Origin of the sequence: Ancylomarina sp. 16SWW S1-10-2, from assembly GCF_009669305.1 — a bacterium.
In the GTDB taxonomy this organism is placed as follows: domain Bacteria; phylum Bacteroidota; class Bacteroidia; order Bacteroidales; family Marinifilaceae; genus Ancylomarina.
In genome coordinates this window covers 199628-223265 of record NZ_SADB01000010.1, presented here as the reverse complement: position 1 = coordinate 223265, position 23638 = coordinate 199628, and the positions used below count along the sequence as shown (strand labels likewise).

General features: G+C 33.6%; 19 protein-coding genes. 10 read left to right on the top strand and 9 right to left on the bottom strand.

The window, feature by feature from the left end; all coding sequences use genetic code 11:
• Positions 1 to 687 precede the first annotated feature (687 nt).
• Together pyrB and pyrI are read left to right on the top strand one after the other, a co-directional pair.
• Positions 688 to 1593: an aspartate carbamoyltransferase gene (gene pyrB / locus EMN46_RS10530; RefSeq protein ID WP_154200767.1), complete on the top strand. Its 906-nt coding sequence runs from the start codon at positions 688 to 690 to the stop codon at positions 1591 to 1593.
• Positions 1594 to 1646: 53 nt separating this feature from the next.
• Positions 1647 to 2105 (top strand): aspartate carbamoyltransferase regulatory subunit, encoded by a 459-nt coding sequence (gene pyrI / locus EMN46_RS10525; protein ID WP_154200766.1) that lies wholly within the window; start codon positions 1647 to 1649, stop codon positions 2103 to 2105.
• Between the two features lie 201 nt (positions 2106 to 2306).
• Here pyrI and EMN46_RS10520 read toward each other — a convergent pair whose 3' ends face one another.
• On the bottom strand, positions 2307 to 2513 hold the full coding sequence (locus EMN46_RS10520; protein WP_154200765.1) for a hypothetical protein: 207 nt from the start codon (positions 2511 to 2513) through the stop codon (positions 2307 to 2309).
• Positions 2514 to 3023: 510 nt separating this feature from the next.
• Here EMN46_RS10520 and EMN46_RS10515 point away from each other — a divergent pair.
• Both EMN46_RS10515 and EMN46_RS10510 read left to right on the top strand, forming a co-directional pair.
• A complete protein-coding gene (locus EMN46_RS10515; protein WP_154200764.1) occupies positions 3024 to 3674 on the top strand; it encodes a hypothetical protein in 651 nt (216 codons plus the stop codon).
• A gap of 673 nt (positions 3675 to 4347) precedes the next feature.
• A complete protein-coding gene (locus tag EMN46_RS10510; RefSeq protein WP_154200763.1) occupies positions 4348 to 5838 on the top strand; it encodes an NAD(P)/FAD-dependent oxidoreductase in 1491 nt (496 codons plus the stop codon).
• Positions 5839 to 6128: 290 nt separating this feature from the next.
• Here the strand turns inward: EMN46_RS10510 and EMN46_RS10505 are convergent, their stop codons facing one another.
• The 6 genes from EMN46_RS10505 to EMN46_RS10480 form a co-directional block, all read right to left on the bottom strand.
• The gene (locus tag EMN46_RS10505) at positions 6129 to 7202 is read right to left on the bottom strand and encodes a [citrate (pro-3S)-lyase] ligase (RefSeq protein ID WP_154200762.1); all 1074 of its coding nucleotides are present in this window, start codon (positions 7200 to 7202) and stop codon (positions 6129 to 6131) included.
• 51 nt (positions 7203 to 7253) lie between these two features.
• Positions 7254 to 8666, bottom strand: a complete 1413-nt coding sequence (locus EMN46_RS10500; RefSeq protein ID WP_195715241.1) for a triphosphoribosyl-dephospho-CoA synthase — start codon at positions 8664 to 8666, stop codon at positions 7254 to 7256.
• Between the two features lie 120 nt (positions 8667 to 8786).
• A complete protein-coding gene (citF, locus tag EMN46_RS10495; RefSeq protein ID WP_154200760.1) occupies positions 8787 to 10346 on the bottom strand; it encodes a citrate lyase subunit alpha in 1560 nt (519 codons plus the stop codon).
• Positions 10347 to 10485: 139 nt separating this feature from the next.
• The gene (locus EMN46_RS10490) at positions 10486 to 11367 is read right to left on the bottom strand and encodes a CoA ester lyase (RefSeq protein WP_195715240.1); all 882 of its coding nucleotides are present in this window, start codon (positions 11365 to 11367) and stop codon (positions 10486 to 10488) included.
• Positions 11368 to 11390: 23 nt separating this feature from the next.
• Positions 11391 to 11678 (bottom strand): citrate lyase acyl carrier protein, encoded by a 288-nt coding sequence (gene citD / locus EMN46_RS10485; protein ID WP_154200758.1) that lies wholly within the window; start codon positions 11676 to 11678, stop codon positions 11391 to 11393.
• Between the two features lie 1270 nt (positions 11679 to 12948).
• Entirely contained in the window at positions 12949 to 14382 is a 1434-nt protein-coding gene (locus tag EMN46_RS10480) for an ADP-dependent glucokinase/phosphofructokinase (RefSeq protein WP_154200757.1), read from the bottom strand.
• A 319-nt stretch (positions 14383 to 14701) separates the two neighbouring features.
• Here EMN46_RS10480 and EMN46_RS10475 point away from each other — a divergent pair, with 319 nt between their 5' ends.
• The 4 genes from EMN46_RS10475 to EMN46_RS10460 all read left to right on the top strand — a co-directional run bounded on the left by EMN46_RS10475 (position 14702) and on the right by EMN46_RS10460 (position 18455).
• Entirely contained in the window at positions 14702 to 15115 is a 414-nt protein-coding gene (locus tag EMN46_RS10475; protein ID WP_154200756.1) for an OsmC family protein, read from the top strand.
• Positions 15116 to 15311: 196 nt separating this feature from the next.
• A complete protein-coding gene (locus EMN46_RS10470) occupies positions 15312 to 15893 on the top strand; it encodes a peroxiredoxin-like family protein (RefSeq protein ID WP_154200755.1) in 582 nt (193 codons plus the stop codon).
• 144 nt (positions 15894 to 16037) lie between these two features.
• A complete protein-coding gene (locus EMN46_RS10465) occupies positions 16038 to 16487 on the top strand; it encodes a hypothetical protein (RefSeq protein WP_154200754.1) in 450 nt (149 codons plus the stop codon).
• A 330-nt stretch (positions 16488 to 16817) separates the two neighbouring features.
• Positions 16818 to 18455 carry a hypothetical protein gene (locus tag EMN46_RS10460; RefSeq protein ID WP_154200753.1) on the top strand — a complete coding sequence of 546 codons (1638 nt, stop codon included), beginning with the start codon at positions 16818 to 16820 and terminating at the stop codon, positions 18453 to 18455.
• Positions 18456 to 18472: 17 nt separating this feature from the next.
• Here the strand turns inward: EMN46_RS10460 and EMN46_RS10455 are convergent, their stop codons facing one another.
• Together EMN46_RS10455 and EMN46_RS10450 are read right to left on the bottom strand one after the other, a co-directional pair.
• Entirely contained in the window at positions 18473 to 19804 is a 1332-nt protein-coding gene (locus EMN46_RS10455) for an MATE family efflux transporter (protein ID WP_154200752.1), read from the bottom strand.
• Between the two features lie 127 nt (positions 19805 to 19931).
• On the bottom strand, positions 19932 to 22085 hold the full coding sequence (locus tag EMN46_RS10450; protein WP_154200751.1) for a DPP IV N-terminal domain-containing protein: 2154 nt from the start codon (positions 22083 to 22085) through the stop codon (positions 19932 to 19934).
• A 133-nt stretch (positions 22086 to 22218) separates the two neighbouring features.
• Here EMN46_RS10450 and EMN46_RS10445 point away from each other — a divergent pair, with 133 nt between their 5' ends.
• Together EMN46_RS10445 and EMN46_RS10440 are read left to right on the top strand one after the other, a co-directional pair.
• Complete coding sequence (locus EMN46_RS10445; protein ID WP_154200750.1) at positions 22219 to 23157, top strand: hypothetical protein; 939 nt, start codon at positions 22219 to 22221, stop codon at positions 23155 to 23157.
• Positions 23158 to 23220: 63 nt separating this feature from the next.
• Complete coding sequence (locus EMN46_RS10440; protein WP_154200749.1) at positions 23221 to 23634, top strand: hypothetical protein; 414 nt, start codon at positions 23221 to 23223, stop codon at positions 23632 to 23634.
• The last annotated feature ends 4 nt before the right edge of the window (positions 23635 to 23638 follow it).

Genomic DNA, 23638 nt, shown 5'->3' with positions numbered 1-23638 from the left:
TTCTTTCGGACGATATCGATTCAATCGTATCTTGCCTTCCCAGTGGTACTATCTCCTTCCATTCAAGCCCCTAAAATACAAAATTAGGGTATGAATGAATCCTTTTATTTTCTTTCGTAAACGTACGAGCTTTCGGGATTGCGAGATCACCGAAGGTCATGACAGGTCTATCCTAGTTAAGCCATACCTGATGCCAAATGACAACGGATAACAGAAAAACGATAACTGACAACAGTTCATTCATCAGGAGATAGCCGCGTCATCCTTCCTCGCTATGACAATGACTTTCAACGCTTCATTTTAATTAGTGCTTAAATATTTTCTTTTTGAACTCAACCACTAATGGACACTGATTCAGACAAAACTATTCATCAAAAAAAATAATAGGCAATAAATTTGATAATATCCTTTCTTTATATTTACCTTTGAAGCCTAGAATGGAACACGCAATAATTCAATCTAGACAATCTTTCTATAAAAGTGAAAATCTTCACTTTTGCAATCTCCATTTTCATAATTATTTTTCACTATTCAATTTGTTTTTGAGACGAAAAGCCTTTGATTCAGGTTTCAAATCTTATTTATTATATTTTTTATTAAAACCAACATTGTCTATTACACCGACAGTTGTTGGTTTTTTTTTGATATCAAAACAACCTTTTATATATAAATTCTAAAAATTAAGAAATGGATAACAGAAGCTTAGTGTCTATTGACGACTACACGAAAGAAGAAATTTTGGAAGTGCTGGCTAGGGCCGCAGAATTTGAAAAGAATCCAAACTCTAATATCCTTGAAGGTAAGGTCGTTGCCTCTCTATTTTTTGAACCCTCAACACGAACTCGCTTGAGTTTTGAAACAGCTATCAGTCGCATGGGTGGTCGAATTGTTGGTTTTACCGATGCTTCATCGACTAGTACATCTAAAGGTGAAACTCTTAACGATACGATTAAAATGGTGAGTAACTATGCTGACCTTATCGTAATGCGTCACTCTATTGAGGGTGCTGCTCGATATGCTTCAGAAGTTTCTGATGTTCCCGTAATTAATGCAGGTGATGGTGCCAATCAGCATCCTTCACAAACCATGCTCGATCTTTATTCTATACAAAAGACTCAGGGCACTCTTGAAAACCTGAATATCTTTATGGTTGGAGATCTTAAATATGGAAGAACAGTTCATTCTCTACTTATGGCTCTTTCACATTTCAACCCAACTTTCCACTTTATTGCGCCTAAAGAGTTAGAAATTCCTAGAGCCTACAAAATTTTCATGGATAAAAATAACATCAAATACCATGAACATTCCGAATTCAATTCGATCATAAATGATGCAGATATTCTATATATGACTCGTGTTCAACGTGAACGTTTTGTTGATCCTTTGGAATACGAGAAGGTTAAGAATGTTTATATTCTGAAAAATGATATGCTAAAAGATACGAAAGACAATCTTCGTGTTCTTCATCCACTACCAAGAGTAAACGAAATTGCAGTAGATGTTGATGCTAACCCAAAGGCCTACTATTTTACACAGGCTCTAAATGGTGTTTATGCCAGACAAGCCATCATCGCTAAGGCTCTAAATCTATAGAGATCAATTTATCATTGAATATTTCATTTTAAAGACTTTAAGTACATCAAGATATGACAAAGAAAAAAGAACTTCAGGTTAGAGCTATTAAGAATGGTACTGTAATCGATCATATTCCTGCAGAACTCCTTTTTAAGGTAATCAACATGTTAGAATTGGATAAATGTCCAACAGCAGTGACTATTGGGAGTAATTATAGAAGCGATATGCTGGGTAAAAAAGGCATCATCAAAATCTCAGAGAAATTCTTTGCTGATGATGAAATCAATAAAATTTCATTAATTGCGCCTAATGCCAAATTGAATATTATTCGAGATTATCAAGTTATTGAAAAAAGAGTTGTTGAAGTTCCTAACAAAGTTGAGGGAATCGTAAAATGTATGAATCCTAAATGCATTACAAATGTGGAAGATGTTTTTACTAAGTTTAAAGTTATGAGTAAATCACCAATCACATTAAAATGCCACTACTGCGAAAAAATTACTGACGAAAAAAACATTCGCATCAAATAATCAAAACATCATTCATTTCGAGATACAAGGAGTTCCGTTTTGGAGCTCCTTTTTGACACTATCCCGTAAAGTGTGTAAGTTATTTATTGAGGATTATGATACTGTTTGGAGGTTAATAAGTCGTCAGCTATCAAAATTGGTTATCAATAGTCCCTTGAGAATTGGGCATTGGTTAATCAATTAGTTCTCGGTTTTCGGTTATCAATTTTCCCTCGAGAATTCGCCTGTCCTTTCTTTAACCTTGTTTCCCTGTCGCCCATCCGCACTATCGCGAGTTCTCCCATTCATCTTTCGATTTATGGCAACACGATCACATGCTCTTGCAGATATTTTATCTGCAAGTTTTGAGTTAGAGATCTGTGATCTCTTTTTTTTTGATGCTTTACGATTGTAAATCGATAACTCCATAGCCCCAGATTATAAATCAGGGATGGCGAAAATTACGTTCAATTAGGAGAAGATGGTTTTAGATTTCTCTTTTAAATTCGAAATATTCAGCTGGAAATATTTTTAAAACCACCCCGTCTCATTTTCCTCGTTCCTCGACAAATAATCCACCCCTCCTTGAATGTAAGGCGGGGAATATAAAAAAAGAGAAGTGGTTTCTTATTTCTTTAAGCATACTTCATCATTATTTATCTGCATTTTGTTGTGTGTTTTTGATTAAGCTCTGTCAGAAATGACTATATAAGACGCTTACAGACTTATCGTTCCCGATAAACATTGGGATTTATATCGTAATTATTTTTCAAATTATCCTCCGATACTTCACCCATCTGCCTTCCGCTCTTTCTCTTTTTTTTCCTTCCTTTAACCTTTATCCTTTCCTTCCTTTATCCTTATTTACTTTTCCTTATCTTTGCGACAGAAAATTTTAAATCATATACTATAACCCATAGTATCAGAATCACAACAAATATGACTAGCGAAGAATTACAAAATATCGTTTTACAAGCCATTGAATTAGGCCAAACTGGAAAAACTAAAGCTTGCAATAAAGAGCTACGCAAAATTTACGCTACCTTAAAAACAAACCCTTTAATTCTATGGGAAAGTAGTCATATTTCACACCTAGGCAAAAGCTTACTTCTTATATTGCATCTTGACTTAATTGATGATGAAGAAAAAAGTATTGGTTTAGTTTTACTCGCCTATCTCTTTTTAACCAAGGGAATACGGAATGAAGAACAGATATCTGAGACTGATCTTGACGAAATATTTCGCATTCGAAAGGATAGGATTCTTCTCTTGAGAAGTTTTGACGATTTTTTTGTGGATAGCTTGCAAGAAATCTATTATGCCAATGATAAAGCGCCCAATAGAGAAGCCTATAATGATCAACGTAAAGCCGTATTAAGTCGTGTACCATACATGCAATTTTCTGATATTTACGAAATAGAGCAAGACTATCCCAATTTAAGAGATGATGAATTTCTTCTTGATACTGCAAATTATATTGAATTAGATGATGAAATTAATTCAGAAAACATTAGGGAAGCCAAGCTTCTTCATGACGTTTTATTTAAAACAAGCTTACAAAAACTAAAGGAAGGTAAAATCATCTACTAATTTATAGACAGTTCATACTTAGTTATCAATTGTCAGTTTTCAAAATTGGTTATCAGTTCCCCCTACAACTGGCATTGAGCATTGGTTAATTAATCATTCGACATTTCTCGATACTTCACTCTTCCAAATCTGTCATAGCGAGGAGGAATCCCGAAAGGATTCGGGACGGCTATCTCTTAGTTAATGAGCAAATGTCAGTTTCACTTCTTTTTTACTTCAAAATTTTCAGCTAGAAATATTTTAAAACCACCCCGTCTCATTTTTCTCGTTCCTCGACAAATAAGCCACCCCTCCTTAAATGTAAGGCGGGGAAATATTAAAAAAGGGAAGTGGTTTTTTATTCATTTCATCATTATTTATCTGAGTCTAGCTTTTTTGTTGTGTATTTTTATTAATAATTCGTCATTCTCCTACAAATTATCCTTCGCCCATCCGCCTCCCAAACTCTTTCGGGATCGCCCTTTCCCCTTTAACTTTTACACTTTCCTTTTTTTAACCTTATTTCTCAATCTCCCTGTCGTGAGTTAACCTTTACACTTTCCTTCCTTTACGCTTGTTTACTTAAATTTTCTTTAACCTTTAGCCTTATCTTTTGATTGATAATTCCTATCTTCATACAACAAAATAAAAGATCAAAGAATCTATATTTCCACAAGAACTGAGATATCAAAATATGAGTCAAGAAAAATACGACCTAATCGTAATAGGTAGCGGACCTGCAGGGTTTTCAGCAGCTACACGTGCTATCGATTTTAAAAAATCGGTTTGTATCATTGAAGCCAACCATCTTGGTGGTGCTGGTATTATGAACGGAGCTCTAAGCTCAAAAGCTATGTGGGAGTTATCAAAAGATTTTAATGTTGCTTCTTCGGTTAATCGAGGCTATAGAGTTTCCGGATTACTTGCTGATTACAAACAAGTTCAGAAAACCATTATCCAAGCTGCGAAACAAAAGCAACTACAAATGCTCTCTCAGATAGAAACCTTTTCTGAAAAAACGGAGACCCACGGAAGCATCTGTTTAAAATATGGATGGGCAAAATTTATCGATTCCAATACAATTCAGATTGATAAAAAAGGAGAAAAAGAGATTATTACAGGTGACAATATCATAATTGCAACAGGATCGCGCCCAAGAGAAATGCCAGACATTGAAATTGACCAAGAGCGAATTATAAATTCTGAAGGTATAATGAAACTCAAGGAATTTCCCGAAAGAATGATCATTATTGGTTCAGGGATTATTGGCTGTGAATATGCTACTATCTTTTCTAATTACAATCAAACAGAAGTTCATCTACTTGATCGCCAACATAAAGTAATTCCTTATGAAGATGATGATATTAGTGATTTTGTTTCAAAAGGACTTGAAAAAAATGGCGTAATCATTCACCACACAGCCAACCTAAGAACAATTCGTAAAAAAAGTGATTGCCTAGAGGTTGTTTTAGATTATCAAGATGGGCATTCAACAGTTATTGAGGTAGATGTTGCTATTGTAGCCATAGGTCGTATACCAAATCTTGATAATTTAGGGCTCGAAAATGTTAACATCAAAACAACCGAAAGAGGCTATTTAAACATTAACGAAATATGTGCAATTGACAACTTCCAATCTTGCAATATTTTTGCCGCAGGTGATGTATCGGGTCATGCACAACTCTATTCGGTTGGTGAAATTCAAGGTCGATCTATCGTTGAAGCTCTATATGGCAATTTAGAATTTCCACTCGACTACTCAAATATGTCTACACTGATGTTCTTCAAACCCGAAGTTGCTGCCGTCGGGATGAATGAAAAAGCCTGTAAAAAGCAGAACATTCCATACAAAGTAGCTAGCTACTCAAACGAATTAGTCAACAGAGCTATTGCCATGAGAGCTACCGATGGGTTTATTAAAATTATAGTAAGTGACGATGGTGAAAATCGCATATTGGGTATGCGTGCTGCTGGTCCACAAGCGTCGACCTTAATTACATCAATTGCTTACCAAATCACCCAAAAAGGAACACTTAAGGATATCCGTAAAAACGTACACCCTCATCCAAGTATCTCTGAAGGAGTACAAGAATGTTTACGTGTATTCGAAGGAAAATCGATTTACAAACCGCAAGCCTTTCCCGATTTAATTAAATTAAAATCATGGAAACCAGGAATAAATTAGGAATTAGGAATTAGGAATTAGGAATTAGGAATTAGGAATTAGGAATTTACAAATAAACGAATTTTCAGACTACTGGGTTCGAATAATTATTGAAATTTTAGAGTCAAATTCAGAATGGATCAATATAGAAATTGAATCTAAAGAATTAATGAAAATACTAGGATCTATTTATTCTAAAAGCTCAAAGTCGAGATAATCCCTTTCACCTTGTTTTACTTTATCCTTTAAGACTTTTCAAAAAAACAGCGACTAAACTTATTGAAGTTTTAGTCGCTGTGTTTTTTTTAGCCTTAGTGCCTTGTTACTTTAGATTTTATTTTCGCTCTAACGTGAGCAGAATCTTCTGAGAGTAAATATCGTCTGGTTGATGTTGGAAGGAAATCAATTACCGTATCCAACTTATCCTCACGAATGGCTTGTCTTACTTTATAAGCAGAGATATAATTATCTTTAGAACCACATGTAATTCGAGGTATTACTATAAGCTCAACACCATTGGGTGGCAAATGCTTAATCATAGCTTTATTATAGGCCAATGTTACCGGAGAATACATCTCAGTCCCAACATATCTACGGTTAATATTTAATATGGGTACGATATACCTCATAAAAGCAATAACATCTAGCTCAGCTTGACATGCAGCAATGTCTGATTTCTTCTCTTTCTTTAAAAAATAGGCAGGAAAGATAGTACCCGAAACCACATAATCTCCACCTTTTACCATTACTAAATTATCAATATGGCCAAGCTCTTCCTTAATTAATCGCCAACGGGTTGAAAAACTAAAGGATGAACGATTTTCTTCAACAACAAATAAATAAACTACTCTATTTTCACGGCAAGCTTTCTCAATTAGATATTTATGCCCCATAGTAAATGGGTTACAATTTACAACTACAGCTGCAATATGGCCAACATGCACATCACGCTTAATAGAACGTAAATAATCTTGGTAACTTCTAATATTCTCATATCCAAATTCAAGAACCGAAAACAAAGGCTCTGCAGTTGCAATTTCGGTAAATCCCAAACCTTTAAACACAACAAGATTGGCAGGCTTGGTATAAACAAAAATATGATTATGCTTCTGAATAACAATATCAATTAGATGAGTTACAATTTGAGCAAAAGCAGCACCTTCTCTAAACTTGGGTGCAACTGCCACATATTTTAAAACACGACCTTTATACGATCCTGTTCCAATAAGCTCATCATTCAAATTATATAGAATCATAGAATAATCTACATCATCAGTAATATAATCAAAGCCTAAATTACTCAAGAATTCAGATACCAATTTGACATCAAACGGGTTTTTTAAATCTAACGATTCTTCTCTAAAGTCAGTATTTTCTACACTCATTGTTATATTGTGTTTCCTATTGGTATTTTATTCTAATTATTATAAATGTAATTAATCATGATTCACTAACCTTCTATTCACACGATACATAAAATAAGAAACTGCCATTAAATCAGCAGAACCTCCAGGTGAAATTCTTTTTTCTTCACAAAATGCTATCAAATCATTATAAGTCGATTCAAATTTTTCACTCTTAAATTCAAGCAAACAACTTGACGCTTTGTCTTTAAGTTTCTGAAGCACTTCTACACCTTTTCGATAAAGAATATTACTATCATCATTATTTGAAATAATAGCCAATAACGCACAGGTTAATCCTTTATTTAATATTTTATCATTTAGAATTTCTTCGGTATCAAATTGCTCATGCAAAATAGGAAGTGCCTTTTTAAAAACACAGGGCATACCAGCTTGAATTTCGCCACGTATCCCCTGTCCCATTTTACCAAAACGTCTATAACACGCTTCACCATGTGTTTCTTTTCCCAAGTCAAGTTTCTTCCCCAGTTCACGAGCAACCAAGTCGCCATTCATATCCTGAATAAGAGAAACAAATTTATCATTGGTAAATGAATCCTTGGACAATAAATAAGCTGATACAAAAATTGAAAATCCTAAAAGGAAAATAGCACCTTTATGTGTGTTAACGCCATGCGTTTCGGCAAACATATCATCTTCAATCTCAAGGCCAATTAACCTCAACCTAGGCAAAGCTTCTTTCAAATTGTCACCAGAAAAACAATAACCAAAGTCTGCTATCTTCTGAAAAGAAATAGAAAGAGCTGCCGTAGAATTTAAAAAAGTTGAAAAATCCATATCAGTATGTGATCCCTCATTAAATCGATCGACCAAACCAGGTTTAGGTGCTAGAGCAACTTCATGCAATAAAGATTGTGTTGCTAAAATGGCAAGTTGCTTGCAAATATTTTGTCTTTTATTTGATGCCTGATATTTAAATATTTCAGACTCTATTTTCGTACGCATAGCAGCATAATCGTGAGCTTGCGTACGCATACAATATATGGCTGGTGCCTCATTACAAAAGAAACAAGTTTTAGCTTTACCTGAAGAAACCAACTCTCCTTTTTCATCGACCACATCAACATCTAATAAACGCCCCAAAGGATGTTCAATTTCAAATATCTCGCAAAGTTCTTTTATTTGGATAGCAGAATAATCAGAATCGATTATCTCTGCAAGGAAGAAATCTCCTGCCGTATCGGTTTCGCAATGAATCGTATCTTTATTCGTTACGATTCGATGAGAAAGAAGGTATTTTTGCAGCTCACTCAAACATGTCTTAAAAAAAGCATGAAAACTTTCATTAGACTTTGGCAAACCAGGAATGTTCAAATTAAAACTCAGCGTAATACAGCCTTTTTCAAGTCTCTGCATTCTCAATTCGCTTCGCCTATCCTTAGCCAATAGCAATTCCTCTATCGACTTATCCATCCCTATCGTCATGCATGAGTTTTTATTCATCAGCAATAAAAGTCAGTTAATTTGCTTCTAAAGATAGAAACAGTTCCCCCTCCATCTTCATGGAGAGGGAAATATAATTTTCAATTCAAAAATCGAATTAACTTATCCTAAATTTGTAACATTTTTGATCACGTCGATGATTGTTCCGTCGCGATATTCTACTAAAGCAACAATCTTATCACCAAGTTTTTTCTTAGCAGGAATACCTGTCATAGAATCAACTTCTTTCTTAAGATCTTTAATATCTACAACCTTAAGCCCAGCTTTTTTCAAAGCAACAGCTAAATCAGGCTTTGCTGGATTAACACAAACACCACGTTCAGTTACAATCACATCAACACTCTCTCCTGGTGTTACAACTGTATGAACACGATCCATAATAATTGGTAAACGACCACGGAATGATGGACAAACAATTACCGAAAGATTTGCACCTGAAGCTGTATCTGAGTGACCTCCTGAAGCACCGCGAATTTCCCCTGATGAACCCGTAATAACGTTAACATTAAAATCAACATCAACCTCGAGTGCACCTAAAACAACCACATCCAATTTATTGGTCATGGCACCACAGTTATTAGGATTTGCATATTGGTCACAAGTAATTTCAACATGCTTAGGGTTATTCAATACCGAAGTACTTACGGCAGCATCAAATGATTGAACATCGAAAATAGCTTTAAATAAGCCTTCATTAAGCATATCAACACCGTAAGATGTTACGCCACCAATCATGAAAGAACCTTGAATGCTTTTACGCTTCATATCCTCACGTAAAAACTTAGCCACAGCCAAAGAAGCACCACCCGCACCAACTTGGAACGACATGCCATCCTTAAATAAACCAGACTGTTCGATTACAGTTGCTGCAATACGAGCAATACGTAAGTCCATAGGTGAAGATGTAATACGCGTTGTACCCGATGCAATTTTAGATGTATCACCAATACTATCAATATTTACAACATAATCAACAAAGTGCTGACGAATAGTACTTGGCACACATGGGTATTCTACCATATTATCAGTAACGATAATCACATTTTTTGAGTAACGTGCATCAATATCAGCATAGCCCATAGAACCAAAGGCAGATGGTCCGTGAGAACCTGTAGCATTACCTTCCACATCAGCAGCTGAAGCAGCTAGTACTGATAAATCTGGCTTAATTCTACCTGTTAGAAAATCGCGAACACGACCACCATGGGAGTGAATAATTGCTGGATATTTTAATTTGCCCGACGAAATTACATCGCCAAGAGCACCTCTAATTCCCGATGAAAATATTTTAGTTATCATTCCTTTCTCAACATAAGGAACCAAGCCATCGTGAGCCGAAGTTAATGAAGATGAAGCTAAAGTTATATCTTTAATTCCCATCTTATCTAAAATCTCAATAACTTGCATCAACACACCATCACCTCCACGAAGATGGTGATGACAAGTTACTGTCATACCATCGAAAGGTTTACATTTTTCAATGGCATCCTCTAAAGAGGAACAAACTTTTGATGTATGTGCTTTTTTGGCCTTTAATGTACGAGATATATTGGTAGATGGAACTTCATCTTCGATGATACTTTTCCATACACCCTGGTAAGGCTCCAATTTGCCAATACCTTCTATATATTCAGGAATTTCAACTCCTAATACGTTTTTCATGTTTTTATAATTTCATATTTATATCACATAAAAGTTGCCAATAATATTTACCCTTTTAATATGAAGCGTATTTAATAAGGCTCGTTTTATTGCTTTATAATTAATTGTTTTCCAATTTATCGAAATACAAAAATTTACTTTAATCTGATAAGTCTACACTTTTTTCAATATCCTTAATATCGATATTAGCATATTCTAAAACAGTAATCGCTCTCTGAACTACAGGTGCATCAATCATTTTACCATCAATGGCAAAAACACCAATACCAGCTTTCGTATTCTTATAAAATTCAGAATAGACACGATAAGCTTTACGAATTTCTTTTTCGCTAGGATTAAACACCTCATGAACAGGATCAATCTGACGAGGATTAATCAATGCTTTACCCGCAAAACCTAATTTTTTAATGTATTCAGTCTCTTCTTTAAGACCTTCCTCATCATTTACATCAGCAAAAACAGTATCTAATACATCAAGGTTGTTGGCTTTACCTGCCATTACAATTCGCTTACGAGCATAATCAATTCCGGCGCCGTCTGGTGTTTTTATAATACCCATGTCAGCAGTCAAATCCTGACCACCAATCGTTATGGCATCTATTCGTGGTTCGCAAGAAGCAATATCATAGACATTCGCAACGCCCTTTGCGGTTTCGATCATCACATGAATCGTCATTTTAGGATCTTTGATATCATGTTCCTTTTCGATTCGACGAACTTCTTTCATAAAATCTCTTACATCCTGAACAGATTCTGTTTTAGGAAAACGAATATTGTCAGGCTGCATAGGCACGATCTCTTCCAAATCGGCTAAACCAAATGGCGTTTGTAAATTGTTGACACGAACACAAACTTCTGTCTTGTAAAAATTTACAGTTTTAAGCATACTACGTACCAAAATACGAGCAGCATCTTTTTGGTTTAAAGCAACTGCATCTTCCAAGTCAAGTAACACAGCATCGCAGCCATAAACACCTGCTTGTTGAACCATAGCCGGATTGTTACCCGGAATGTACAACATTGATCTTCTTTTCTTTTTAGCCATTACAATGTACCCTCCTGAATACCTAAAGAACGTTTAATTGCGGTTTCAACTCTCGCTTTAATGGTTGGAGTCAATGCGCCTTTGTCCTTAGCAATAAGGTGCACGTGTCCAACGTTCATTGCATCTAAAACTTGATTAATGGTTGCTTTAATATCCTCTTCGAATTGTAGCATTACAGTAGAGGAAAGATCAACCTGCCTACCAGTTCCTTCATCAACGGGCTCAATAAGGACCATAATGTCGCTCGATTCAAAAGTTCCAGCTTGAGCTTTAAACTTAGGTGTCATTATTTTTATATGTTAGTTGTTATTATCCGTTTGTAAGCTATTAATGATTACAAACGAAACTTTAATTGTATATGCGTGATAAACCTAAAACAAGATTAAAATATTTAATAATAAACCATTCTAAATAAAATTTATTTTTCAACTATTATTTTATCAATATTCTAACTATATTTCAGAGTACAAATGTTGCAGTCTTTCAAAAAACAACAAAGGAATTTGGCTTACATTTTGTTTCAATAAAAGTGTTTTAAAACAGCTCAAAGGTAATATTTCTTATCATGTTTTTATAACTGTTCTTATAAAAAATTTATATATATTATCCGTACCTCATAACAGTTAGATTAATAATATAGTGTAGCACAAAAAAAATCTAAATAAAAAAAAATCCTAGAGTTGCCTTTAGGATTTTTTTCACATTATAGGTTAGTGAGATCTTATAGGTTAGTATAAGAATCCGCTCAATATAAAGGAGAATCCTCTTTCAAAAGCAAGCGCAAGTTAGCCTTTCATTCTCGAATAACGCAAACGTTTACTAAGATTTTTTTTGTTTATTAGTTATTCAGATCAAAATCAAATAAAAATAGATTTAAAATTGATATTCACTAAGAATAATTCGTGTGATATGAGATTTAAAACGATCCAAAATTAAACTGTCGCTAAGATTAAAGAAACGGAAGGATAATGGTTAAAGGATAAAGTAAGGAAAGTATTAAGTCACTAAGGATAAAACGAAAAAATTAAAAAGTTTAAGTAAAAGAGAACAAGGTAAAAGTCAATTCAAGAAAATAGTAGAGATCGCGATTCATCGCGTCTTAAAACAAAGAGAATAAGGATAAAGGAAGGAAAGTTGAAAGTGAATGTGCGATCCCGAAAGTCCCGATAATTATCGGGATCGGTAAGATAATGAGTGAAGGTGTGGATGGGCGAAAGGAGAAAAGACGATAAAGCAAAGGAGCGAATAATTGGAGGCTATTTGTAAAATAATTTAGAATCATAAATGACGATTCCATTGGTTATCGGAAATGACAAACTTGATAAGCGCGAGAAAAAATCGTTACTGACAGCGTTTAATCAACAAAGCTAGACGCAGATAAAGAATGATGAAATATGATTTTAAAGATAAGAACCTACCTTCGCTTACTATTCCATTAACGTAATCCCGAAAACTTACGGGATGAGAAAATGAATCGAACCCCGAAGAGTCGAGGAACGATCAGTTAAGTAACCCTAAAAATTAAATTCTAGGATAATAAATTATTAATTCGAAAGACTAACGCGCACCAACCAATGATACTGAAGAAATAGTATCTCCCATTCCAACCAAAGTCACCGGTTTCTCAATTAATATAGTAGGTACTGCAATAATTTCCATCAGATCATTTTCGAACAAGCCTGTTTCTAGCAACTTATTCTCACCATACATCGAGGTAACTAGTTTTTGCAGATTTGTTAATTCATCCAAACCAACATTCGACACTTTATGTCCTTGGGCCCAAAGTAAAACATCTTTGGTATTTATAGATCCAGTTCCTGCCTTTGCTGCTGCCACAGTCGCTGCCAATTGCATTCCATTTCTGTTTTGCAATGAAGTTATTTTAAAGTTTTTCTTTTGTATCGTTAAATACAAACCAAACATATGTAACTGTAAACGAGGACATCCTGTATATTCAAACACTTTCAACATACCCAGAAACATATTTTCTGCATTAATATCAGCTTCACACTTGGTAGCCAAATCTTCTTCGCCAATAACTTCTAGTATATCAATTAATTCACGCTCGTTAAAACCTAAACTATCCACACTTTCGACTAATGAATCAATTAAGTGTTTACGTATAACTTTATCTTGAGTTGATGCAACTTCTAGATGTAATAAATTCTCTGGACATGATTTTCTCCAGGTTTTAATCATTTCTTTCGAAGCATCTATCCTATCAACACCTTTGCTTCCATCTTTCAAATTTTCATGAAGCATTTGATAGCCCGATAAGATGATATATTCTGGGTTAACATCATCCTTAGTCATACACTTTGAAAATTGCTCGTCCACATGCAATTTAAAGTTTAAAGGATCGTAGGTTGCAATAAATCGATTAGCCTTAGGACAAGTATATGCTGTTCCACCCAAATTAATAGTATCTCCGCCATCAAACTCGATAATCCAATGAATTAAAGGTAAATCATCCTTTCTATCAACTTTTGAAGCTTGAGCTACCTTACCATTTTCATCAACAGACAAAAGATTGTCTAAATCTAAAAAAAGTTGAGCTTGCTCTTTTGGATTAGAAGCACAATGAACATACACCGAATTAACACCACAAACAGCCATAACATTGGCAACAATGCCACCTTGTCCACCCATCTGAAGCTTATCGTAGCCTACCGTTTTATTCAACCAGTTGAATACAGTTTTATTATCAATCAACCACTCTTCAGCCTTGCCATCTTTAAAGCATTGAAGAAAACCTCGAATGGCATCTTCATTAGTCTGAATAGAACTTTCTCCTTCCCCAGTTATCTGAGCCAAATCAAGCTTATTTTCAGAAATAATTTTCTCAATGTCTTTCCCACTAACTTTAATTACTGCATCTACATTTGCATTAAATGCACTAATTAAACCATTTACTTCGCCCATTTTTTTAAGCTGAGTAGGAGCCGTCTTGTAATGTTCTAGCCATAATTCCTTTAAATCGCTGTATGCCATGCTTAGATTCTGTTTTTTTTAAGACATCTTAATGAACAAATCACCATCGTTGTCAACTCATTTTATTATTTGATAAAGTAAAGAAATGTAATTTAAGTCTGTTTATTTAAAATTCATATTAAAAAGTCATTAAAATTTAATGCAATGGTTTGAAATTATAGCCTAATCAAGCTGAAAAGAAGCTTCATTTAAATAAAGATTTATAAACTAAATGCTTAAAAACACCAAATAACACTTATATACATTTGTACATTTATATATATTTGTATCAACAAATATAGATTACATCATATATATAAATATTTAAAGAGATTAATAGATGAAAGCAACAACAACTTGGACTCAAGGTACAGCTTCAGTAATTACTGACAATAGAGGACACGAAATTATTTCAGACATACCAGAAGAAAAAGGTGGACACGACTTAGGCGCTAGTGCACTTGAGCTTTGCCTAATGAGCTACTCTGCCTGTGTAAATACAATCTTCAACATGATAGCTAAAAAAATGAGAATTGATTTTACAGCTCTTGAAGTTGATGCTTTTGGATTCCAAAAAGACGGTGCTCTAACTTTTACAGATGTTGAAATCGAAGTGAAAGTTGAATCTAATGCTAGCGATAAAAAAATAGAATCTTGCCTTCAAAATACATTAAAGACATGCCCTGTAGGCATATTATTCAAACAAGCAAGCGTAAATACAACTTACAAAATCATGCGTTTGCAAAACGCATAGCTAAAAACAAATTACATTAAAATACGGAATCCCTTTCCTTAATTGGTTAGGGATTTTTTTGACCTTTAACAACAGATTAACAATTAAGCCAAGCACTTACAAGATATCAAGGTCTTTTATTTTGTAATTTTACGGAGCGAGTTGATAAATAATTAGGACTTCATTTCAACTTCAATCTTAAATTTAAATACAAAATATGAAACGTTTATTATTTATTATTCTGGCAACAATTAGCCTAAACTCATTTGCTCAGAAGGCAGAAAGCAGTTTGAAAGTAGGACAAAAGGCACCTCAGGTTGTAGGTTTTGATCAAAATGGCAATCAATTTAAAAGTTCTGATGTACTTAAGGACAAACAACTTATTGTCGTTTTTTATAGAGGTCAATGGTGCCCTTATTGTAATCGTCATCTGAGCGAATTACAAGACCATTTAGAAGATTTCAAAAAGGCAGGTGCTCAAATTGTTGCCGTTACACCTGAAAAGACAGAAAATATTGAGAAAACTATAAAAAAAACAAAAACAGAATTTCCCGTAATTTGGGACAAAGATAATTCCATTATGGAATCATTTGGCGTTAACTTTATACTTGCTAAAGAGCTTCAAAAAAAATATAAAGGATTCGGTGTTGATTTAGCAAAAGATAATGGAAATGAGAGCCAAACGCTTCCTGTTCCTGCCACATTTATTATTGGCAAAAATGGAAAGATTAAGTTCTTACAATACGATCCCAACTATAAAAACAGATCATCGGCCAAAGAAATTTTAGAGCAACTATAAAGTCGAGCTTACTCCATTCAAAAACATCCTTTATCTTTATGATTTAGGATGTTTTTTCATTTTATTTAAATCATTGTTTTAGAATTCAACCATAACACACCTCCCATTCAGATAAAAGACTTAACTATGCAATAAATAATAGACATGACTAGTTATACCCCTAACAAAGCAGATTTCTCCCTTTGGAAAAGAATAAAAAGTGAATTAAGCCTTCTGTTAGTGCTTCAAATTCTTATTATCATTTTCTTAGGATTAAACCTAGTATATGAACTAACCTTAATTGTGATATTCATTCTTCTACTTTCTATAAAACGAAATAGAATTGTTTATCAAGTAAGTTTTGATAATCAAAATGAAGAATTCTCAATTTCGTATTATTACTTAGTCGCTTTAAAAGGGAAAGAAACAATCAAGTTTGAGAAATTAAATTCAAAACTAGGTTTAAAACGATATGGGCTTGGTAGCTCAATTACAACCCTAGAGTTTTTTAATAAAAAACAACTTGTTGGTGAAATTAGAGTTGGAGATAAATGGCAATGGACAGATGAACAACTTAAAACGATTCATGACCAAACTAAAAATTTGAAAGATTAAAACAATATGCTTTTTCTCATATTCTAATTTTATTACCTTTAAATGTAATCAAGACTTAAAAACATAAAACGGATACTTAAATATTATTTCTTAATTCTGCTGATTTTTTCAAATTGGTCGAATTCTTTTGCGTTCTCGTCTACTAATTACAAACAAAATGAAACCGTTGCGACAATCAGCATTTCCGACACTATAGACGAAAACTTAAGGGGTGACACATTAAATGAAAATCCTGAATTTTACAAAAAACTTAAGTCTAAGGCCTATAAATCCAAAATTACGAAAGAACTCTACAAACTATTTTTCAGGGCCCCTTACAAAAGTGAAAAGTTGGAGAATAAAAAAGCAGAACAAAGTGGTCAAGCTTTCTTACCATACCAAGGTAAGCGGATAAACAAACTTATTATTGATGTTATACCACCATTTAAACCAAACTATCTAGATACGATTGAAAAGACTAGAATCTGGATTGAAAAATCGGCCAATAGACTTCATAATACCAGCAGTAAAAATCATATAAGAAGACTACTTTACTTTAAAGAAGGTGATACTTTAGATGCATTTAATACAGCAGAAAATGAACGTTTAATACGTAATTTATCATATATAAAAGATGCCCATTTCATTGTTGTCCCCGTTATGGGATCAACAGAGCTTATTGATCTTTATTTATTAGTAAAAGATCAGTTTTCATGGGGATTCGATATCGATGCAGGATCTCTTACCTCTACCTCTGTAGAACTATACAATCGCAACTTATACGGACGAGGACATGAGATTAAAGCTGGTTTTGAATATAACTCTGGCAAAGATCCCCAATGGGGATATACAACATGCTATGATATTGAAAATTTCAAGTCCTCACACATCAATATTGGCGTATGCTTTAGTGACAATTATAAAAAATCATTAACCACATTATCATTACAGAAACAGTTTGAAACCTACATGACAAAATATGCAGGAGGACTAACACTTTCTAGAACTAGACATTCAAAAAAAATCAATTCAAATGATCCAATTCTAAATGAAGAGCCTCTTGATTTTGATTATGCTTCAAACTGGTTCGGGCGATCATACAAGCTTCCATCCAAAGATAAATTATATAAAAAACAAATACTTGCAACCATTGGCTATTCATCTATCAACTTTTCGGAACGTCCAACAGTAGATAAAGACTTAAATATTTTTTTTCACAATAAAAGACTTTATCTAACCAGTTTAACGCTCAGACAAACTAAATATTTCACATCAAATCTTATATATAATTTCGGAAGAACAGAAGATATTCCTTTTGGCTATTCACTACAAGTTACTACTGGTTTGGAAGATGGAGAGTTCTCCTTCAGAAAATATTTAGCTTTTGAATACAAACGAGCTAATTATTATAAAAAGATTAAGACATATTTATTTACTAAATATTCAATTAGTGGCTTTTTTGATAAAAGCCATTACGAACAAGGCTATATCGTATTACAAAATAAGTTGATTAGTCGACTCCGAAAACTTGGAAGATACCGGTTTCGTAATTTTTTGGAACTTAATTACGATTTAGGTATTAATCGCCTTTCTGAAGAATTTATTACCCTAAATACAGATATAGGCATAAGTGAATTTAAAAGCCTTGAAGCAATAGGAACACAACGTTTAACTTTAAAGTTTGAGCAAATAACATTTACCCCATTTATTGCTGGTGGTTTTAAATTTGCATTCTTCAATTTTATCGATGTAGGAACAATTGGAAGCAATAAAAAGAGTCCATTCAAAAACAGTGCCTATTATGGCTTTGGGCTTGGACTTCGTTTAAACAACGAAAACTTGGTATTTAAAACTATAGAGTTAAGATTATCAATATATCCTAGAGCACCACACGATTTCTCAAGTACTCAATATGGCATATCAGGAGAAGATCGTCCTACATTTAGTGATTTTAGTGTAGATGGTCCTGAAGTTATCGATTTTGAATAAACAAATTAAGTTTTTTTTTACACAACGCTTCCACGCCACTTTCCATATTTAAGATATAAGAAAGAAACTGTTCCCATTAATATTGCATAGAAATATTCAGAATACCAAACTTGAGTTATAGACGCATTCAAAACCTGAGTGGTAAGATAAACACCACCCAAATAAAAAACAAGTACAAAAACTTCTAATAACATAGCATGAAACGTTCTACCGGTCCCCGAGATCCCATCAAATAAAGTAATTGCAATTGGAAACAATAAGGCTGCCACAAACACAACATAAACAACAGGACGTGCATGTTCTATTAAAAGAGCATCATCTGTATAAATAGAAATTATCAAATCTGGGAAAAAAATTAAAACACCCACTATAGATAGTACAGATAAAAAAGACAACTTAACTGTTCTCCAAACAACTAACATGACTTTATCGGGAAAACCCTCTCCAATAACCTGACTTACCAAAGTATTAACCGCCGAACCAAATGCCCATACGGGTACCATTAGTAATACATATATACTCCTAACAATATTTGAAATTGCCAACTCATGCTCTCCCATTCGTTCAACCATAATGAAAAAGATAAACCAACACGATAAGGATAGAAAATTTTGAATCATTATGGGGAATGACACATTTAATAAACGCTTAAATAAAGGCCAATCAACCTTACAAAAACGCAAAAGATCGTAGTGAGCAAGAGGGACTTTCCTTAATGTATAAAAAATAAAAAAGACCATTGCTGTAAATTCAGCGATTACCGAAGCTAAAGCAGCACCCTTAATTCCCATTTCAGGCAAACCAAAATTTCCAAATATTAATCCATAATCGAAAAACACATTAATAATCGCCATAAAAGCTGTACTCCAACTAATTACTTTAGTTTTAGCGATTCCAATAAAAAAAGCTCTAAAAAGAAGATTGACACATGCAAACAGAATTCCCCAAGCACGAACAGATATATAATCGTTACTCGCTTGATAAATACCATCGGAACTGACCATCCATTTTAATAAACTTGGCGATTGAATCTTCATAAATCCCAACAAAAAAATGCCAACAATCATCAAAAAATAGAACGCATGAATCAAGGTTTTCCCAACCATTTTATAATTCTGTTCCCCTACTCTTCGAGCAATTATAATTTGAGTTCCCAATCCAAAGCCCCACACAAACATAACAATTGCGAAATAAAATATGGTTGCAATAGCAGCAGCACCTAAGGCTGTTTCGCTTAAGTGACCTAAAAATGCAGTATCAGTAACTGATATTATATTCTGGGCAACACTCCCCAATATAATTGGGTATGCAATTGTCCAAATGCTCTTATTATCAATTTTTGTTTTCAATCTCTCCTACTTTTATAAATTCAGGCCAAATGTAAGCCCAAAACAATGATATTCAAACTATGTTTAATTGAAAAAGCTCGCTTTGCAATTAGCAAGCGAGCTTTTAATTCTTAATTTGAAATTTAATCTATTTCAAATAATCATCAAAATAATTACTTACTTTCTGCTTCAAATGAATCCTATCCATGCCTCTCACATTGTGCTCTGCACGTGGATAAGGAAAGTAGTCAACTTGAACATTGTTTTTAATACATTCTCTAATAAAATTTAAGCTATTCTGCCAAACTACAGTCTTATCAATAACGCCTTGGCAAATTAAAAGCTTTCCTTTTAAATCTTTTGCTTTGCTTATTAAAGACACTTTAGCATAGCCTTCTGGATTTTCCTGTGGCGTATCCATATAGCGTTCGCCATACATAATTTCATACCATTTCCAGTCGATTACTGGACCACCAGCAACAGCAACTTTAAAAACATCGGGATAATTTGTAATTAATGAAATAGTCATAAATCCACCATAACTCCATCCATGAACACCAATACGATCAGCATCTACATAGGTTTGGGATTTTAAGAAATCAACGCCTTTCATCTGATCAGCCATTTCTGCTTGTCCACACTGACGGTGAATAATGGCTTCGAACTCTTTTCCTCGATTGGAAGAACCTCGGTTATCAAGAGTGAAAACAACATAACCTCGTTGAGCCATATATTCTTCCCATAAACTAGCTCCACCTAACCATCTATCAGTAACCATTTGTGCATGAGGTCCGCCATAAACATAAATTACAACTGGATATTTTTCAGATGGATCAAAGTCAGCTGGTTTAACCAAACGATAATGTAAGTCGGTTTTATTATCTGCAGACTTAATTGTTCCCAATGAAATTTCTCCAAGATTATAATCTTTAAGTTTGTTTTCTGCTTTCACAAGATTCTTAACAACTTTTCCTTTGCTATCGTTAATATTAATAATTCTAGGCACATTTAAACTCGAATAATTATCAATAATATAAGCACCGGTCTTACTAACTTTGACATTATGAACACCATGACCTTCAGTTAAACGAACACGTTTACCTGTTTTCATATTCAATTTATAAACATGACGCTCAATTGGACTTACCTCGGTAGACTCGTAAAATAGATTTTTCTCAGCTTTATCAAAACCTAAAACCTTTGTTACCAACCAATCGCCACTAGTTAGCTTTTTAATCAACTTACCTTCGCTAGTATACAAAAACATATGATTAAAACCAGCCGTATTTGATTGATAAATAAATTGATTAGGTTTCGTTTTAAGGAAGATTAATTTATGCTGAGGCTCTACCCAACGGTCATCCTTCTCTTCTAGTAAAGTTTTCACAAACTCACCAGTCGCCGCATTATATTTATTCAACTTCATATGATTAGAAGCTCTATTCAACACCTGAATATATAGATATTCCCCTTTTGCTCCCCAAGATACATTTGTAAGATATCTATCCTCGTCAAAATCAGTCACCTTAAGCCAAACGGTTTTTCCGTTTTCAAGATTAAAAACACCAACAGATACTTTTTCAGATGACATACCAGCCATTGGGTATTTAATTTCCCTCAAATCTCCAACACGAGTGTTAATATCAATTAATGGAAATGAAGTGACTTTACTTTCATCTTTACGGTAAAAAGCCAGATTAGCTCCATTAGGAGACCAAAAAATACCACCATCAATACCATATTCACTTCGGCTTACAGTTTGACCACTTACAATATTTTTATCCGTATCAGAAGTTACAGCAACTGCAACGCCATCTTCACCAACAAAATAAAGATTATTTTCAAGCGTATAAGCTAATTTATTATTAGAATCACAAAGCACTTGATTGTCTGCAAGTTCATCTACACTTAAAACCAATTGGGCTTTATTTTCTTGAATCTTGTAGTGTACCAAGCTATTTCCACTAAAAAACTGAATTGTATTAGCATCTTTCCATGAAAAAGCAGGAATTCTACTAAGCTTAGACAAAGATTCTACTGATAATGCAGCATTTAGGGTTTCTAAATCCAATAGTTTTTCCGCTTCATGCTTTGGTGTACCCACCATAATAGCATTCTTTTCTACAAAGCTAAATTCATTTTTATCTGCACGCCAGTCTAAATTGTTAATGCTTTCAGGATAGAAATCACGCCACGGTCCAATTATTGCATCTTTCATACTCAAAACTTTATTTTGAGCGTAAGATGAAACATCACAAAGGGCTAATAAACAAATAGCTCCTAAAATAATCCTTTTTCTCATTTGGTTTAAATTTTATAATTGCTGTTGATAGTATTTCTTATAAAGCCCTAAATGTATTAAAAATAGATAAAAGGGCATTTGACTTCTAATATTTTCTTAGTAAATTGCAGTTATATTTCACAAGCAACCTATAATGGCAAAAAAAAACTCAAAGAACCGAATTATATTTACGATCATATTTTCTATAGTTATTGTAATCATATGTTTCTTCTATTTTAGAAAACCTTCTGAGAAAACAAACAAGGAAGTTAAACTTATTGAAGACCTAGTAACTTCCTCTGTAAAAGCAGAAAAAGAAACGGGTAATGTTTTCCACTTCAACAATATACTATTCAGTATGCCTTCTCCCTATCAAATTTCATTGATTCTACATGAATCTGGAATTTCATACAATAAGGAGTTGTTGAACCCTTCACTTAATGCTTCTGATTATGTAACTAATTTTAGTCGAGCTATAAACTTTGGTGCTTATGGTGTAGACTTAGGTTATATTAATATTTATCAGCAAACCCAAGATGCTACAAGCTATTTTGCAGTTTTAAAAATCTTATCCTTAGATCTTGGCGTTCAGAAAGTACTAGATCAAAATACGGTAAGTAGAGTAGAAAAGAATATCGACAACCGAGATTCTTTAATGATAATTGTATCTGAAGTATACAGAGACATTGATAAATATTTCAAAAATAATAAAAGAGAAGCAACTGGAGCCTTAATTCTTGCAGGTGGATGGATCGAATCGGTATATATTCTTACTCAAGAGATGAAGAATAATCCGCATCCTGAATTGATGCAACGAATTGCCGAACAAAAAAGACCTTTAGAGAATCTTATTAAATTATTAATTCCTTATTCTGAAGAGAGTGAGAGCTATAAATACCTAATAGAAAATTTAATTCAACTTGCTTATACTTTTGATGAAATTATAGAAGAATATGAATACATACCTTCTGAGGATTTCCCTAAAAAGAAACTTACTTATGTAAATAGCACATCAAAATTAATTATTACGCCAAAGTTAACTTCTATTATAACTGATAAAATTGACAAACTTCACACTTTTGTCACACAATAAAGTAATAATTAAGTAATTATACAGCAATCACAATATACTCTGCCTAACACAAATACCGAAAAGATGAAAACGATATATTTGTTTATAATCATACTTGTTTCAACAGTTTTTACATCTTTAGCTCAAGATAATGCTTTGATGGACGAATGTAATAAATACCTAGAGTCCACTTACGTATCTGATGGTCAAGAGTACAAAGCAGACTTGAACTCAGGAGAATCAGCTGAATTTCACACAACATTTTATTCGGGAAACCATTATAGAGTTGCTGAAGCCTGCAATCAGGAAGACAGTGAACTTATTCTCACTATCTACGATCCTGAAAATCATATTTTATTCACGAACAAAAAGTACAGATCAACTCCATATTGGGATTTTGAATTTAAAAGCACACTAAATTGCACGATTAAGGTTCAGTATATTTCTAAAACAAAAAAACCGGGTTCAATTTTATTACTGATTGGATTCAAACAGTAATAAC

What these genes read in the sequence shown, in the direction of transcription:
- EMN46_RS10440 (WP_154200749.1), top strand. Translation starts at nt 23,221, where the DNA reads ATGAAAACGATATATTTGTTTATAATCATACTTGTTTCAACAGTTTTT.
- EMN46_RS10445 (WP_154200750.1), top strand. Translation starts at nt 22,219, where the DNA reads ATGGCAAAAAAAAACTCAAAGAACCGAATTATATTTACGATCATATTT.
- pyrB (WP_154200767.1), top strand. Translation starts at nt 688, where the DNA reads ATGGATAACAGAAGCTTAGTGTCTATTGACGACTACACGAAAGAAGAA.
- EMN46_RS10475 (WP_154200756.1), top strand. Translation starts at nt 14,702, where the DNA reads ATGAAAGCAACAACAACTTGGACTCAAGGTACAGCTTCAGTAATTACT.
- EMN46_RS10520 (WP_154200765.1), bottom strand. Translation starts at nt 2,513, where the DNA reads ATGGAGTTATCGATTTACAATCGTAAAGCATCAAAAAAAAAGAGATCA.
- EMN46_RS10510 (WP_154200763.1), top strand. Translation starts at nt 4,348, where the DNA reads ATGAGTCAAGAAAAATACGACCTAATCGTAATAGGTAGCGGACCTGCA.
- EMN46_RS10500 (WP_195715241.1), bottom strand. Translation starts at nt 8,666, where the DNA reads ATGACGATAGGGATGGATAAGTCGATAGAGGAATTGCTATTGGCTAAG.
- EMN46_RS10480 (WP_154200757.1), bottom strand. Translation starts at nt 14,382, where the DNA reads ATGGCATACAGCGATTTAAAGGAATTATGGCTAGAACATTACAAGACG.
- EMN46_RS10490 (WP_195715240.1), bottom strand. Translation starts at nt 11,367, where the DNA reads ATGTTGTACATTCCGGGTAACAATCCGGCTATGGTTCAACAAGCAGGT.
- citF (WP_154200760.1), bottom strand. Translation starts at nt 10,346, where the DNA reads ATGAAAAACGTATTAGGAGTTGAAATTCCTGAATATATAGAAGGTATT.
- citD (WP_154200758.1), bottom strand. Translation starts at nt 11,678, where the DNA reads ATGACACCTAAGTTTAAAGCTCAAGCTGGAACTTTTGAATCGAGCGAC.
- EMN46_RS10450 (WP_154200751.1), bottom strand. Translation starts at nt 22,085, where the DNA reads ATGAGAAAAAGGATTATTTTAGGAGCTATTTGTTTATTAGCCCTTTGT.
- EMN46_RS10505 (WP_154200762.1), bottom strand. Translation starts at nt 7,202, where the DNA reads ATGAGTGTAGAAAATACTGACTTTAGAGAAGAATCGTTAGATTTAAAA.
- EMN46_RS10470 (WP_154200755.1), top strand. Translation starts at nt 15,312, where the DNA reads ATGAAACGTTTATTATTTATTATTCTGGCAACAATTAGCCTAAACTCA.
- pyrI (WP_154200766.1), top strand. Translation starts at nt 1,647, where the DNA reads ATGACAAAGAAAAAAGAACTTCAGGTTAGAGCTATTAAGAATGGTACT.
- EMN46_RS10465 (WP_154200754.1), top strand. Translation starts at nt 16,038, where the DNA reads ATGACTAGTTATACCCCTAACAAAGCAGATTTCTCCCTTTGGAAAAGA.
- EMN46_RS10515 (WP_154200764.1), top strand. Translation starts at nt 3,024, where the DNA reads ATGACTAGCGAAGAATTACAAAATATCGTTTTACAAGCCATTGAATTA.